This is a genomic window from Pusillimonas sp. SM2304 (genome assembly GCF_031628915.1).
Lineage (GTDB): Bacteria > Pseudomonadota > Gammaproteobacteria > Burkholderiales > Burkholderiaceae_B > Pusillimonas_C.
Genome location: NZ_JAVLUJ010000002.1, coordinates 416,285 through 430,947 on the forward strand (window position 1 = coordinate 416,285; position 14,663 = coordinate 430,947).

A 14,663-nucleotide genomic window follows, 5' to 3' on the forward strand; every position below is an offset into this window, starting at 1 on the left:
TCAGCGCAGCGACTTCATGATGGCCAGGGTCTGCGCGTCCGGCATACCGTCATGGCGGGCGGGGCGGTAGTGCATCTGGAACGCCGCGATCACATTTTGGGTGGCTTTGTCCAGCTCGCCGCTGTCGGGCACGGTGTAGCCCAGGCGCCGTAATGCCGTTTGTACCCAGACCATATCGGGCATGCCCTGGCTCAGGAAAGCCTGCTCGTGCAGGCGGGCGGCGTTTTCGTCGTACCAGCGGCCTATGCCCTGTTCAGCCAGTTGCTTCCAGGGGAACAGGGGGCCGGGGTCTATTTTGCGCTGCGGCGCGATGTCGCTGTGGCCGACGATATTATGCGGCTTGATCTGGTGACGCCGGATGATGTCTTTCAGCAGGGCGGCCACCACCTGCATTTGCACGGGCTCATAAGGCGCCCACGCATCGCCCTGGCGCCCTTGATTGACGATCTCGATGCCGATGGAACCGCTGTTCATGTCGCTGCGGCCGTACCATTCGCTGGCCCCGGCGTGCCAGGCGCGGCGGCTTTCGTCCACCAGCAGGTAGACATGCGGCCGGGGCTCGTTGGTGACCAGATAGTGGCTGCTGACGTTGCGTTCGGACAGGATCTTCAGCGAGGCCTCGTTATCGGCCGACGTATAGTGCAGCACCACGAACTCGACGCGGCTATTCTGGCTCTTGGCCTGAATGCTGCGATCAATGTCCAGCTTGCCTGGTTCATAGGTACTGCAGGCGGACAGCAGCAAGGCCAGCAAGGCAATCAGGCAGCGGCGCATGGCTAGCGTCCCGCCAGGAACAGGAAGATGGCCGGCTTTCGGGCCAGCGCCGGCGCGGGCAGCGATTTCCAGCGGCTGACGTCATGGGTCTGGACCCATTCGTCGGCGGTGGTCAGCGAGCGGGCGACGCACAGGCGGGTATTGCCCTTGAGCGCTTGCTTCAGGGTGTCGAACATGGCGTCGTTGCGGTAGGGGGTTTCGATCAGAATCTGTGTTTGCCGCTGTTTTTGCGACGCGATTTCCCAGGCCTTGAGCTGTTTGGCGCGTTCGGCAGGATCGACGGGGGCATAGCCGTGAAACGCAAACCGCTGCCCGTCGAGCCCGCTGGCCATCAGGCTGAGCAGGATGGACGAAGGCCCCACCCAGGGCTTGACGCGCACGCCCATGCCATGCGCCTGGGCGACCACTTTCGCGCCCGGGTCCGCCACCGCGGGGCAGCCGGCTTCGGACACGAGGCCGATATCGCCGCCGTCCAGCAGCGGCTTGAGCCAGGCCCGGATCTGCTGGGCGTCGACTTTGTCATGCAGGGTGTGTATGGTGATTTCCTGCAGGGGGCGGACGGTGCCCACCTGTTTCAGGAAGGCGCGTGCTGTTTTTGCATTTTCGGCAATGTAGGTGGTCTGGCTGCCGGCCAGTTCCTGCACGGCTTGCGGCAGCCAGATGGAAGGCGCCGCCTCGCCCATGCCAACGGGGATCAAATGTAGTGTGCCAGTGGAATTCAAAAGGTCTCCAGGGGGTTGAGCCCGAACGAACGCAGCATGCGGGCAAGCGCGATCAGCGGCAGGCCGATAATGGCGGTGGGATCGTCGGACTGCATGCTGTCCATGAGCGCGATGCCCAGGCCTTCGGCCTTGGCGCTGCCCGCGGTATCGTAGGGCTGCTCGCGCTGCAGGTAGTTGACGATTTCCGCGGTGGTCAGGGTGCGGAACCGGCAGCGCGTGACGATATCGTCGATTTCGTGGCGCTGCCCGTTGCTGACGCACAGCGCACTATGAAATTCTACCGTTTGGCCGCTCAGTTGTTCAAGCTGGGCGCGGGCCCGCTCGAAGCTGCCGGGCTTGCCGATGGGTTCGCCGCCGATGGTGGCCACCTGGTCGGAGCCGATCACCAGGGCGCCGGGGTGGGCGGGAACAATGGCTTGCGCCTTGGCCAGGGACAGGCGCGCCGCCAGGGCGGCGGGTGTTTCCCCCGCCTGCGGGCTTTCGTCTATATTGGGCGATACGGCGGTAAAGGGGAGGCCCAGCCGCGAGAGCAGTTCCTGGCGGTAGGGCGAGCTTGACGCTAAGATGAGACGCATACGGGGATATTGGCCGGTTCGGTTTGACTGTAAATGGCTGAACACGTTATTATCTAATGTTTTCTGTGTGCTTGAAAGGCGCGCAAGGCATGCAGTACATCGACATGCAGTACATCGACACCTATGAGCTTACCCGTTTGGGCAGTACCGTGCAGGGGCAGGCGCCCATTGCCCGGTTTACGCGGCTGACGGCGGATTTGCCCGAGCAGTCCGATGCGCCGGTTGCATGGGCCGTCACCGGGGAAACCGATGCGCGCGGCCAGCGCTTTTTGCGTGTGGCCGTCAAGGCGGCCCCTGTGCTCGAGTGCCAGCGTTGCATGCGGCCCTTCGAGTGGCGGGTGGAAACCGAGAATCGCCTGCAGGTGGTGAAGTCCGAGGCCGACCTTGATGTCGAAGGCGTCCACGATGCAGAGCCCGACGAGCTCATCGAGCGTATTGTCGGGTCGGCGCGGCTTGATGTGCTGGATCTGGTTGAAGATGAAATCATCCTTAGCCTGCCTTATGTGCCCAAGCATGATGTCTGCCCGTCGTTGCCGGTGCCCCTGGCTGAAGAACAGCCGGAATCCGAACCAGGCAAGCCATCGCCTTTTGCAGTCTTGAGCCAGCTCAAGAAAAATTGAAATTTCGTATCAGCTTGATTATTAACGCACTTAACTTGCGGGATCATCGCGTACAATAGCGACCCGTTTTCAGGAGTCATCATGGCCGTTCAGCAAAACAAAAAGAGCCCGTCTAAACGCGGTATGCATCGTTCGCACGATTTCATCTCGACGCCTCCGACGGCTGTAGAACCCACCACAGGTGAATTGCACCTGCGTCACCACATCAGCCCCAACGGCTTCTACCGCGGCCGCAAAGTGCTCAAAACCAAGAACGACGAGTAATTGTCGGTTTTTGCCATATCGCGATAAACACGACAGCTTGCGCGCTTGATGTCGACAACAAAGATTCGAATCGCCATCGATTGCATGGGCGGAGACATCGGCTTGCCGGTCACCGTGCCCGCTGCCTGCCGGTTCGTCAAACAGCATCCCGACACCCGTTTCCTGCTCGTGGGGGATGCCGCGGCGATCGAAGCGCACTTGCGCGACGCCGGCAGCCTGGGCAAGGACTGGTACGACATCCTGCCTGCCTCCGAGGTCATCCAGATGGACGACTCGGTCGAGGTGGCCTTGCGGCGCAAGAAAGACTCGTCCATGCGTGTGGCGGTCCAGGCCGTCAAGGACGGCCGCGCCGATGCCTGCATTTCCGCCGGCAACACCGGCGCCTGGATGGCCATATCGCGCTATGTGCTGAAAACGCTGGACGGCATCGACCGGCCGGCCATTGCCACGTCCATACCCAACCAGAAGGGCGGGGCCACCACCATGCTCGACCTGGGGGCCAACGTCGATTGCTCGGCGGAGCACCTGCTGCAGTTTGCGATCATGGGATCGGCCCTGGTGTCCACGGTCGATCAGCGCCGGCAGCCCTCGATCGGCCTGCTCAATATCGGCGAAGAAGTCATCAAGGGCAACGAAGTCGTCAAGCAGGCGGCCGAGCTGCTGCGCGAAAGCGGGCTTAATTTCCACGGCAATGTCGAAGGCGACGATATCTTCAAGGGTACCGTCGACGTTGTCGTGTGCGACGGCTTTGTGGGCAATGTCGTGCTCAAGTCCATAGAAGGGCTGGCCAAGCTGATCGCCACCATGATGCGCGCTGAATTCAAGCGCGATGTCTTGTCGCTGGCAGCGGGCGCCTTGGCCAAACCGGTGCTCAACCGGCTGCGCGACCGGGTCGATAACCGCCGCTACAACGGCGCGGCCCTGCTTGGCTTGCGCGGCATTGTCATCAAAAGCCATGGGTCCGCCGATGCCTATGCGTTTGGCTTTGCGCTTCAACGGGCGCGCGAAGCGGTGCATAATGGCTTGTTAGATGGCACGACCAGCGCCATTGATCATCTTCGCCAGAGCCTGCAGGCCGCTGCGGCGCAATCGGCGAAGCTTTCCAACGAATCATCTGATCCTGCTCCATAGCCAGGTATCTGGAAGCTACTATGCCTTACGCCAAGATAATAGGGTCGGGCGGCTATCTGCCACCACGGGTCGTCACCAACGACGAACTGGCTGCCGATCTCGCCACGCGCAACATCGAAACCTCTGATGCCTGGATTGTCGAGCGCACAGGCATACGTCAGCGCCATCTTGCCGATCCTGGCGTGTCGACCAGTCAACTGGCGACCAAGGCGGCGCAACTGGCCCTGAGCGACGCCGGCGTGGACGCGGCCGATATCGACCTCATCATCGTGGCCACGTCGACCCCCGATTTCGTGTTTCCCAGCACGGCTTGTCTGGTGCAGGCCAACCTGGGCGCCAAGGGCGGGGCGGCGTTCGATGTCCAGGCCGTATGCAGCGGCTTTGTGTACGCGCTGTCGACCGCCGATGCCTTCATACAGGCGGGCCGCGCCAAGACCGCGCTGGTGATCGGCGCCGAAGTGTTTTCCAGCATTCTCGACTGGAACGATCGCAGCACTTGCGTGCTGTTCGGCGACGGCGCCGGCGCCGTGGTGCTGCAGGCGGCCGACGAGCCCGGCATTATGGCGGCCCAACTGAATGCCGATGGCAGCCAAATGAAGATACTGTGCGCCGCGGGCAATGTGGCGCACGGCAAAGTCGTGGGCGACCCTTTCCTGCGCATGGACGGCCAGGCGGTATTCAAGCTGGCGGTGACGTCGCTGACCAAGTCCGCCCTGGATGTCTGCGAACAGGCGGGCATACGGTTCGAGGATATCGACTGGCTGGTGCCGCATCAAGCCAATGTCCGGATCATCAACTTCCTGGGACGCCGGCTGAATATCGCCGATGACAAGGTGGTGGTGACCGTCGACCGCCACGCGAACACCTCGGCGGCCAGCGTGCCGCTGGCCTTCGATGCGGCCCGGCGCGACGGCCGCATCAAGCCGGGCGATACCGTCATGATGCAAGGCGTTGGCGGCGGGTTCACGTGGGGTTCCGTGCTGGCCAGGATGTAAGCGCCGCATACGGGTCCGCCCGGCCGCGGTCTGGCCGGGTTTACTTTCAACCTTTTGTCTGCATGTTATGAAAATTGCTTTTGTCTTTCCCGGGCAAGGATCCCAGTCTGTAGGAATGCTCGATGCCTGGGCCGGCAACACGTCCGTGCAGGGCGTGCTCAGCCAGGCCAGCGATGCATTGGGGCAGGATCTGGCAGGGCTGATTGCCGCCGGGCCGGGCGAGGAACTGAACCTCACCACCAATACCCAGCCCGTCATGCTGGCGGCCGCCGTGGCGGTGTACCGTGCCTGGATCGACGCGGGCGGCCTGCCTCCGTCGCTGGTGGCGGGCCACAGCCTGGGTGAATATTCCGCCCTGACCGCCGCCAACGCCCTGAATCTGGATGATGCCGTACGCGTCGTGCGCATCCGCGCGGACGCCATGCAGGCGGCGGTGCCGGTCGGCACGGGCGGCATGGCCGCCATATTGGGGCTGGATGACGACGTCGTCCGTGCCGTCTGCGCACAGGCCGCGCAGGGCGAGATCGTCGAAGCCGTGAATTTCAATGCCCCGGCGCAAGTGGTCATCGCCGGGCACAAGAGCGCCGTGGAGCGCGCCTGCGAACTGGCCAAGGCCGAGGGCGCCAAGCGGGCCCTGGTCCTGCCGGTTTCCGCGCCATTTCACTCCAGCCTGCTCAAGCCTGCCGCGCAGGTGCTCGAGCGGGCGCTGGACGCGATCGATATCGCTGCGCCGGCCATTCCGCTGATCAATAACGTCGATGTCGCCAGTCCATCAGGGCCGGCGGACATCAAGGGCGCGCTGGTGCGCCAGGCCTGGCATCCCGTGCGCTGGGTCGAAATCCTGCAGGCCATGAAGGCGCAGGGCGTCACGCATGTGGTCGAGTGCGGTCCGGGCAAAGTGCTCAATGGCTTGACCAAGCGCATTGACCGCGATCTTGTCGGTCTGGCGATCACCGATCCGGCCTCGCTGCAGGCCGCGCTGGATACTTTACAGGGATAAAGGCTATGCAAGACAAACAACTCGAGGGCAAGCTGGCCCTGGTGACCGGCGCCACCCGCGGCATCGGCAAGGCCATCGCGCTTGAACTGGCCGCACGCGGCGCAACGGTGGTGGGGACGGCAACGTCCGAATCCGGCGCCCAGTCGATCACCGGCATGCTGGCCGACAGCGGCGGACGCGGCGTGGTCCTGAATGTGGACGACGCAGCGGCCTGCGAAAGCCTGGTGGCCGAATTGGGCAAACAGGACGGCGGCCCGCATATTCTGGTGAACAACGCCGGCATTACGCGCGACAACCTGGCCATGCGCATGAAAGACGACGACTGGCAGGCCGTGATCGACACCAATCTGTCGGCCGTCTTCCGCCTGTCGCGCGCTGCCATCAAGCCCATGATGAAAGCCCGCGAGGGCCGCATCATCAACATCACCTCGGTGATCGGCTCCAGCGGCAATCCCGGCCAGGCCAATTATGCCGCCGCCAAGGCCGGCGTGGCCGGCATGGCGCGGGCGCTGGCCCGCGAACTGGGCAGCCGCAACATTACGGTCAACTGCGTAGCGCCGGGCTTTATCGAAACCGACATGACGCGGGCCCTGAGCGAAGCCCAGGCGGCCGCCATTCTGGCGCAGATTCCCCTGGGCCGGCTGGGCGCCGCCCACGATATCGCCCAGGCCGTCGCGTTTCTGGCCGGCCCCCAGGCAGGCTATATCACCGGCACCACCTTGCACGTGAATGGCGGCATGTATATGTAATATCCCGAACAGGCTCCCTCTCGTAGGGTAAAATCTGTTCATTCCAGAGGTGTTCCGCATAGAGGCTTGCATGTCACGCAAAACTGCTCATATCCGGTAATGCCGTTTTTTTTGTCATGGCCAACACCAATAACTCTTTCGTTTGGCTATAATTCGCGGGAATTTTCCCCACTTGGAGATCTGCATGGAAAGCATCGAACAGCGCGTCAAGAAGATCGTCGCTGAACAACTTGGCGTCAACGAAGCCGAGATCAAGAACGAGTCTTCCTTCCTTGACGACCTCGGTGCCGATTCGCTCGATATGGTCGAGCTCGTGATGGCACTCGAAGACGAATTCGAAACCGAAATCCCCGACGAAGAAGCCGAGAAAATCACGACGGTTCAGCAAGCTGTTGACTACATCACGTCGCACAGCAAGCAGTAATTTCAACTTTCCAGGTGTGCGCCGGGCAGCCAGCCGCGCCACCTCAAGGCGGTTTCTAGGGTGCAGTCCCGCTGCTTTTCCAAATCGGCCAAGGTTTGGAAGCACAGCGCGTCTGCTCGCTTTAAGCCGCTTTTTTATTTTTAGGAGTCATCCGTGAAACGACGTGTCGTCATTACCGGTCTGGGTATTGTTTCGCCAGTCGGCAACGATATTGACAGCGCATGGGACAATATCGTTAATGGGCGGTCGGGCATCGGGCGCATCACGCGCTTCGATCCGTCGGCTTTCAACGCCCAGATTGCGGGTGAGGTCAAGGATTTCGATGTCACGCAGTACATGTCTGCCAAGGAAGCCAAGCAAATGGATACCTTTATCCATTATGGCGTCGCGGCTGGGGTTCAGGCATGGAAAGATTGCGGTCTTGCGCTGACAGAAGAAAACGCCGAGCGTATCGGCACGATCATCGGCTCGGGCATTGGCGGCTTGCCGCGCATCGAAGAAACCCAGGTCGAATATCTGGAACGCGGCCCGCGCCGTATTTCTCCTTTCTTTGTGCCTGCCTCGCTCATCAACCTGATTTCCGGGCAGTTGTCCATCATGCTGGGCCTGAAGGGTCCCAGCTATGCGGTGGTGTCGGCCTGCACGACCGGTCTGCATTCCATCGGCGACGCCGCGCGCCTGATCGAATACGGCGATGCCGATGTCATGGTGGCGGGCGGGGCCGAGTCCACCGTATCGCCCCTGGGCATAGGCGGCTTTGCCGCCATGCGCGCGCTGTCCACCCGCAACGATGACCCCACGACCGCTTCCCGCCCCTGGGACCGCGACCGCGACGGCTTCGTATTGGGCGAGGGCGCAGGCGCGCTGGTGCTTGAAGAATACGAACACGCCCGCAAGCGCGGAGCGCGCATTTATGGTGAATTTGCCGGCTATGGCATGAGTTCCGACGCTCACCACATCACGTCGCCCGATCGCGATGGGCCGCGGCGCGGCGTCATGAACGCCCTGCGCAACGGCGGCGTCAATCCGGACGACGTCAACTACGTGAATGCGCACGGCACCTCGACCCCGCTGGGCGACAAGAACGAAAGCGAAGCCCTGAAACTGGCTTTTGGCGATCACGCCCGCAAGCTGGTCGTGAACTCCACCAAGTCCATGACCGGGCATCTGCTGGGCGCGGCCGGGGGCATCGAGGCGGTCTTCACCACGCTGGCGGTCTATCACCAGATTTCCCCGCCTACCATTAATATTTTCAATCAGGACCCCGAGTGCGATCTGGACTACTGCGCCAACGCAGCGCGCGAGCTCAAGATCGATGTCGCCTTGTCGAACTCGTTCGGCTTCGGCGGCACCAACGGTTCCATGATTGTGCGAAGGGTTTGATCTGAGGCGCCCGATGGCTCCTCCCGCCAGGCAATGGCCCGTTTGCCGCAAGCGCTGGGCAGGTTTCTTCCGTGCCCTGGCGGGCCGGCCCTGGCAGGGCGCCGACACCTTATCGCTGGATGAATCGGGCCTTTGGCAGCTTGCCTCGCCGGCCGGGACCATGCCCCTGCGCCTTGTCCATGCCTGGCCGTCGGCGGCCTGGGTGGCCTTGCGCTTCGAGCCCGGCCATCCGTCGCAGCAGGGCGGGCCGTTGGCGTTCACCCTCTGGAAGCGGGGCCTGCCGGACCATGCCTGGCGCGAATTGCGCCTGTGCGTAGAACAACAGATTGCCATGCCGCGGCGCATCTTGCCCAAGGAGCACGCATGAGCGAGCGCGATGTCGATGCGGAACTGGTCGCACGCGTCCAGCGCGGCGACAAGCGGGCGTTCGACCTGCTGGTACTGAAGTATCAGCGCAAGATCATGCGGCTGCTGTCGCGCATGATACGGGACCCGGCGGAAATCGAAGACGTTGCCCAGGAAGCCTTTATCAAGGCCTATCGCGCCATGCCGCAGTTTCGCGGGGACAGCGCTTTCTATACCTGGCTGTACCGTATTGCCATCAATACCGCGCGCAACTGGCAGGTGGCCAGCGGGCGCCGTCCAAACACGCTAAATGTAATTGAAACCGAAGACGGTGAAACTTTTAGCCAAATTGACAACCTAACTGACAATAACACCCCGGAAGCAATGTTAACGAGCCGGCAGGTCGTTGAAACGGTCAACGCAGCCATGAATGCCTTGCCCGACGACCTGCGCACGGCCATTGTCCTACGTGAAATTGAAGGTATGAGCTACGAAGATATCGCCCAGAGCATGGGTTGCCCTATTGGTACTGTCCGTTCGCGCATTTTCCGCGCCCGGGAGGCCATTGCAGCGCAGTTGCGGCCTGTGTTGGGCAGCGATGCCGAGCGTCGTTGGTAAGGAGCCAGACATGCAAGCCGTCCATCAAGCCAGACACCCAGAACAGGAGCAAGACCAGCCCTCCTGGGAGGCCTCCGTATCCTCCTGGATCGACGGGGAAGGCGAGATGCGTCCTGAAGAGCTCGATACGCCTTATGGCCGTCAGGTATGGGACACTTACCACCTGATCGGAGACGTGCTGCGCAACCCGGAACTGGCCGTCAAGCCCAGCGATTTCTTCTATGCGCGGGTCTCCAAGGCCATTGACGCCGAACCGCATATCGTGGCGCCGCGCCTGCTGCGCAGGCATGGCTCGGCGCGCATCGGCTTGTCGGGGCTGGCGGTTGCCGCGGCCGTGGCAACCGTCGTCTGGGTTGCCCTGCCGTATGTGTCGGGCAGCGGCCCCGAGCAAACGGGTACGGTGCAGATCATGGCCAGCGCCGGCGACGATCCCGGCGGCCTGCGCGACTATCTGGACGCCCATCGCGAAATCGCCGGCGTCAATACCGTCAGGCAAGCCTCCTTCGAGGTGCCCCGGTGATGGGTATGGCTAGGCCTGGGGTACCTTTGCGATTCCACCGTCCTGCCCACGGCATGAGCCGCGCCTGCTATGTGCTGCTGGTTGCGGCGGCCTGCCTGATGATGCAGCCCGCGTTGGCCGCCCAGGAGCAGCCGCCCGCAGCCGGGCAAACGCTGCAGATGCTGCAAAAAATCCAGGCTGCGGCGCGCGAACTCGATTACTCGGGCATCTATACCTATCAGCAGGGCGCCATGATGCTGTCGTCCCGCATCGTGCATATGGTGGATGGCACCGGCGAGCGCGAGCGGCTTGAACTGCTGGACGGCGAGCCGCGGGAATTCCTGCGGCACAACGAAACGACCCAGTGCCTGATTCCCGCAAAGAAACTGATCGTAATGGAGCGCCGCCGCGGCGACCGTTTTCCGGCCCTGATACTGGGGGCGGGGCAAAGCATTCCCGACCACTATGACGTGGACGTTCAGCCGTCTCCGCACCGCATCGCCAACCGCGAATGCACGGTGATCGAATTGCGCCCCAAAGACGGGCATCGCTATGGTTATCGCCTTTGCGCCGATACCAAAACCCATTTGCTCCTGAAGGCCCAGACCATCAGCCCCGAGCATGGGCTGATCGACCAGATTTCATTCAACAGCCTGCAGATCGGCGACAAAGTCGCGCCCGAGCAACTGGCGTCCAGCTGGAACACCAAAGGCTGGCAGGTGCTGGAAACCCCCATGTCGCCGGTCGACCTGTCAAAAAACGGATGGCGCATTCCGTTTCCCTCGGGTTTTGAACCCATCACCCAAGTATCCCGCCCCATGACGCCCGGCCGCAAGGTAAGCCAATTGGTCCTGACCGACGGGCTTGCCGCCATATCGGTATTTATCGAGCCCTATAGCCCTGATCGCCGCGGCCCGCCCGCCAACGGGATGGCCAGCGCCGGCGCCATGAATATTTTCCAGGCGCGCATAGGCGATCACTGGCTCACTGCGCTGGGCGAGGTCCCTGCCGATACCCTGCGCAGCATTGCGGAACACACTGAGTATGTGCCGCTGGCGGGCCATCAATAATTTTAATGATCAACCTAGGAGTTGCACGATGTCATTTACTTATCTAGGACAAAACAAATTCAAACGCATACTGGCCGCCGCTTCGGCAAGCCTGCTGGTGGCGTGTTCCGCAGTAGGCGCGGCCAGCAGCGAGCAGCCGGCCTCGGTACCCACTTTGTCGGTGCCGGATTTCACCCAGGTGGTTGCCCAGACGGAAGGCTCGGTGGTGAACATCCGCACGACCGAAGCCGTGCCTGTGCGCAGTTCTCCCATGGGGCCCAACAGCAATGACCCCTATGAAATGTTCCGCTGGTTCTTCGGGCCCGACTTCATGCCGCCGGGCATGCCGGGCCAGCGCGACCGCGGCCGCAACGCGCCGGCGCCGGAACAGAAAGAACGCACGGTGCCGCGTGGCGTAGGATCGGGCTTCATTATTTCGGACGACGGGTATATTTTGACCAACAACCATGTGGTCGCCCGCTCCAACGGCATCTTTGTCACCCTGACGTCGGGCAAGGAATACAAGGCCAAAATCATCGGCACCGACCCCCGTACCGATGTGGCGCTGATCAAGATCGATGCCAAGGACCTGACCCCGCTGACCATCGGGGATTCCACCCAGCTCAAGAAGGGGCAGTGGGTATTGGCCATCGGCTCGCCTTTCGGGCTGGATTCCACCGTGACCTCGGGTATCGTCAGCGCCATTAACCGCGATACCGGCGATTATCTGCCTTTCATCCAGACGGACGTTGCCGTGAACCCGGGCAACTCGGGCGGGCCGCTCATCAATCTGGCCGGGCAGGTGGTCGGGGTCAATTCCCAGATCATTTCGCAAAGCGGCGGTTTCATGGGTATTTCACTGGCCATCCCCATCGATGAAGTCATGCGCGTGGTCGAACAGCTCAAGGCGCATGGCAAAGTCACGCGCGGCCGGATCGGCGTGCAGATCGGCCCTGTGTCCGACGATGTCGCCAAGGCCATCGGGCTGGACGGCGCCAAGGGCGCTATGGTCAGCAATGTCGAGCAAGGCGGTCCCGCTGCCGAGTCCGGCATCCGGTCGGGCGACGTCATCATCAAGTTCGACGGCAAGGATATCAAGCACATGACCGATCTGCCGCGTATCGTGGGCGCGACCAAGCCCGGCCATCGCGTCGATATGGAAGTGTGGCGCAAGGGCAAGGCGGTGACGCTGAAGGTGAAAGTCGGCGAAATGCCCGCGACGGACGAGGAAGCCGCGGTTGCCGAGCCTAACGCACCCAAGGCCACGCCTGTCGACGCCCTGGGCCTGAAAGTGACCGAAGTCGACGGCGATACGCGCAGCAAGCTCGATATCAAGGGCGGCGTGCAGGTGGTCGAGGCGCAGGAGCCGGCCTCTACGGCTGGCCTGATCGAGGGCGACATCATTGTGACCATCAACGATGTGGACATCACCGGTCCGGATCAGTACGCCAAGGTGGTGGCCGGACTGAGCAAGTCGCGCGCCGCGGCGCTGTTGGTGATGCGCGACGATCAATCTCAGTGGATAACCATCACGCCCGGAAAATAATCTGCAGAAACGGCTAAAATGGCGTAAAGCCGAAGGGAGCGCCCGGTAGGGCAGGTCTGAACAAACCGCTCCAAGCATTCTGTTCAGGCCCGCTGCTGGCGCTCCTTTTTCGTGTCTCCCCCTTCTAATACTGCTCTGGCTATGCCGAGCTTCTTTTTGCTGGTTTATGGATCACATCCGCAACTTTTCCATCATTGCCCATATCGACCATGGCAAATCGACGCTTGCCGACCGCCTGATCCATCGTTGCGGAGGATTGGCTGATCGCGAAATGTCGTCGCAAGTGCTTGATTCCATGGATATAGAGCGCGAACGCGGCATTACCATCAAGGCCCAGACGGCGGCGCTGAGCTATACGGCGAAAGACGGCAAGGTCTATGCCTTGAACCTCATCGACACGCCCGGGCACGTCGACTTCTCCTACGAGGTCAGCCGGTCGCTCTCGGCCTGCGAGGGCGCGCTGCTGGTGGTGGACGCCTCGCAGGGGGTCGAGGCCCAGACGGTGGCCAATTGCTATACCGCGATCGAACTGGGCGTGGAAGTCCTGCCCGTCCTGAACAAGATGGATCTGCCGTCGGCCGAACCCGAGAATGCCCGTCAGGAAGTCGAGGATGTGATCGGCATCGATGCCTCCGAGGCGATTTTGTGCAGCGCAAAAACCGGCATGGGCATAGACGAAATCCTGGAGACCATCGTCGCCAAGGTGCCGGCTCCCGTCGGCGATCCCAGCCAGGCCCTGCAGGCGCTCATCATCGATTCGTGGTTCGACAATTACGTGGGCGTGGTCATGCTGGTGCGCATCGTCAATGGCGTGCTCAAGCCCAAGGACAAAATCCTGCTGATGGCAGCCGGGGCCACCCATCTGTGTGAACATATCGGCGTATTCACCCCCAAGTCGGTGCCGCGCACCGAGTTGTCCGCGGGCGAGGTGGGCTTCGTGATCGCCGGCATCAAAGAACTGGAACACGCCAAGGTGGGCGACACCATCACCTTGGCGGGCAAACCCGCTGCCACCGCCTTGCCGGGCTTCAAAGAGGTCAAGCCCCAAGTGTTTGCGGGCCTGTATCCGGTGGAAAGCAGTGAGTACGACCAGTTGCGCGATTCGCTGGAAAAACTGAAGCTGAACGATTCATCGCTGATGTTCGAACCCGAGGTCTCACAGGCGCTGGGCTTCGGCTTTCGCTGCGGCTTCCTGGGCCTGCTGCACATGGAGATCGTGCAGGAACGCCTGGAGCGCGAGTTCGACATGGATATCATCACCACGGCGCCCTCTGTGGTGTACGAGGTCGAGCAGCGCGACGGCACGGTGGCCATGATTGAAAGCCCGTCGCGTATGCCGGAGGTCGGGAATATCACCGAAATCCGCGAACCCATCGTGACCATTACGCTGTTCATGCCGCAAGAGTACGTGGGGCCGGTGATGTCGCTGTGCATGGTCAAGCGCGGCGTCCAGCTGAACATGACCTATCATGGGCGCCAAGTGCACCTGATGTACGAAATCCCCCTGGCGGAAATCGTGCTGGATTTCTTCGACAAGCTCAAGTCCGTGTCGCGCGGCTATGCCTCGATGGATTACGAGTTCAAGGAATACCGGCCCGCCGACGTGGTGCGCGTCGACCTGCTGATCAACGGTGACCGCGTCGATGCCCTGTCCATGATCGTGCACCGTTCCAACGCACGGTATCGCGGCCGCGAGGTGGTCTCGAAAATGCGCGGCCTGATTCCGCGCCAGATGTTCGATATCGCCATACAGGCGGCGATCGGCGCCGAGGTCGTTGCGCGCGAGAACGTCAAGGCAATGCGCAAGAACGTGTTGGCCAAGTGCTACGGCGGCGACATCTCGCGGAAGAAGAAACTGCTTGAAAAGCAGAAGGCGGGCAAAAAGCGCATGAAGCAGGTGGGCAACGTGGAAATTCCCCAAGAGGCGTTTCTGGCCATCCTGCAGGTCGAAGACAAGTAGTTTCAGAAA

General features: G+C 62.0%; 17 protein-coding genes. 14 read left to right on the top strand and 3 right to left on the bottom strand.

Annotated elements, in window-relative coordinates:
- The 3 genes from RE432_RS10910 to RE432_RS10920 are packed head-to-tail and all read right to left on the bottom strand — an operon-like array spanning window position 1 to window position 2,071.
- Window positions 1-774 (bottom strand): N-acetylmuramoyl-L-alanine amidase, encoded by a 774-nt coding sequence (locus RE432_RS10910; RefSeq protein WP_310933437.1) that lies wholly within the window; start codon window positions 772-774, stop codon window positions 1-3.
- A 2-nt stretch (window positions 775-776) separates the two neighbouring features.
- Entirely contained in the window at window positions 777-1,457 is a 681-nt protein-coding gene (locus tag RE432_RS10915) for an SAM-dependent methyltransferase (protein ID WP_310934209.1), read from the bottom strand.
- Between the two features lie 35 nt (window positions 1,458-1,492).
- Window positions 1,493-2,071, bottom strand: a complete 579-nt coding sequence (locus RE432_RS10920) for a Maf family nucleotide pyrophosphatase (protein WP_310933438.1) — start codon at window positions 2,069-2,071, stop codon at window positions 1,493-1,495.
- Window positions 2,072-2,160: 89 nt separating this feature from the next.
- Between RE432_RS10920 and RE432_RS10925 the strand changes: the two genes are divergently transcribed.
- The 14 genes from RE432_RS10925 (at window position 2,161) to lepA (ending at window position 14,654) form a co-directional block, all read left to right on the top strand.
- Complete coding sequence (locus RE432_RS10925; protein WP_310933439.1) at window positions 2,161-2,691, top strand: YceD family protein; 531 nt, start codon at window positions 2,161-2,163, stop codon at window positions 2,689-2,691.
- Between the two features lie 81 nt (window positions 2,692-2,772).
- Window positions 2,773-2,955: a 50S ribosomal protein L32 gene (gene rpmF, locus RE432_RS10930; protein ID WP_310933440.1), complete on the top strand. Its 183-nt coding sequence runs from the start codon at window positions 2,773-2,775 to the stop codon at window positions 2,953-2,955.
- Between the two features lie 48 nt (window positions 2,956-3,003).
- Entirely contained in the window at window positions 3,004-4,086 is a 1,083-nt protein-coding gene (gene plsX, locus RE432_RS10935; RefSeq protein WP_310933441.1) for a phosphate acyltransferase PlsX, read from the top strand.
- A 20-nt stretch (window positions 4,087-4,106) separates the two neighbouring features.
- Window positions 4,107-5,081: a beta-ketoacyl-ACP synthase III gene (locus tag RE432_RS10940; protein WP_310933442.1), complete on the top strand. Its 975-nt coding sequence runs from the start codon at window positions 4,107-4,109 to the stop codon at window positions 5,079-5,081.
- Between the two features lie 67 nt (window positions 5,082-5,148).
- Window positions 5,149-6,081 (top strand): ACP S-malonyltransferase, encoded by a 933-nt coding sequence (gene fabD / locus RE432_RS10945; protein WP_310933443.1) that lies wholly within the window; start codon window positions 5,149-5,151, stop codon window positions 6,079-6,081.
- Window positions 6,082-6,086: 5 nt separating this feature from the next.
- Complete coding sequence (fabG, locus tag RE432_RS10950) at window positions 6,087-6,830, top strand: 3-oxoacyl-ACP reductase FabG (RefSeq protein WP_310933444.1); 744 nt, start codon at window positions 6,087-6,089, stop codon at window positions 6,828-6,830.
- A gap of 184 nt (window positions 6,831-7,014) precedes the next feature.
- A complete protein-coding gene (acpP, locus tag RE432_RS10955; protein WP_043680887.1) occupies window positions 7,015-7,254 on the top strand; it encodes an acyl carrier protein in 240 nt (79 codons plus the stop codon).
- Window positions 7,255-7,407: 153 nt separating this feature from the next.
- Window positions 7,408-8,637, top strand: coding sequence for a beta-ketoacyl-ACP synthase II (gene fabF, locus RE432_RS10960; RefSeq protein ID WP_310933445.1), 1,230 nt, complete (start codon window positions 7,408-7,410; stop codon window positions 8,635-8,637).
- Between the two features lie 13 nt (window positions 8,638-8,650).
- On the top strand, window positions 8,651-9,004 hold the full coding sequence (locus RE432_RS10965) for a hypothetical protein (protein WP_310933446.1): 354 nt from the start codon (window positions 8,651-8,653) through the stop codon (window positions 9,002-9,004).
- Window positions 9,001-9,600: an RNA polymerase sigma factor RpoE gene (gene rpoE / locus RE432_RS10970; RefSeq protein WP_310933447.1), complete on the top strand. Its 600-nt coding sequence runs from the start codon at window positions 9,001-9,003 to the stop codon at window positions 9,598-9,600. Before RE432_RS10965 ends, rpoE begins: the two co-directional genes overlap by 4 nt.
- A gap of 10 nt (window positions 9,601-9,610) precedes the next feature.
- Window positions 9,611-10,120 (top strand): sigma-E factor negative regulatory protein, encoded by a 510-nt coding sequence (locus RE432_RS10975; RefSeq protein ID WP_310933448.1) that lies wholly within the window; start codon window positions 9,611-9,613, stop codon window positions 10,118-10,120.
- A gap of 26 nt (window positions 10,121-10,146) precedes the next feature.
- Window positions 10,147-11,169 carry a MucB/RseB C-terminal domain-containing protein gene (locus RE432_RS10980; RefSeq protein WP_310933449.1) on the top strand — a complete coding sequence of 341 codons (1,023 nt, stop codon included), beginning with the start codon at window positions 10,147-10,149 and terminating at the stop codon, window positions 11,167-11,169.
- A 28-nt stretch (window positions 11,170-11,197) separates the two neighbouring features.
- On the top strand, window positions 11,198-12,694 hold the full coding sequence (locus RE432_RS10985) for a DegQ family serine endoprotease (protein ID WP_310933450.1): 1,497 nt from the start codon (window positions 11,198-11,200) through the stop codon (window positions 12,692-12,694).
- Window positions 12,695-12,860: 166 nt separating this feature from the next.
- A complete protein-coding gene (gene lepA, locus RE432_RS10990; protein ID WP_310933451.1) occupies window positions 12,861-14,654 on the top strand; it encodes a translation elongation factor 4 in 1,794 nt (597 codons plus the stop codon).
- Window positions 14,655-14,663: the final 9 nt, after the last annotated feature.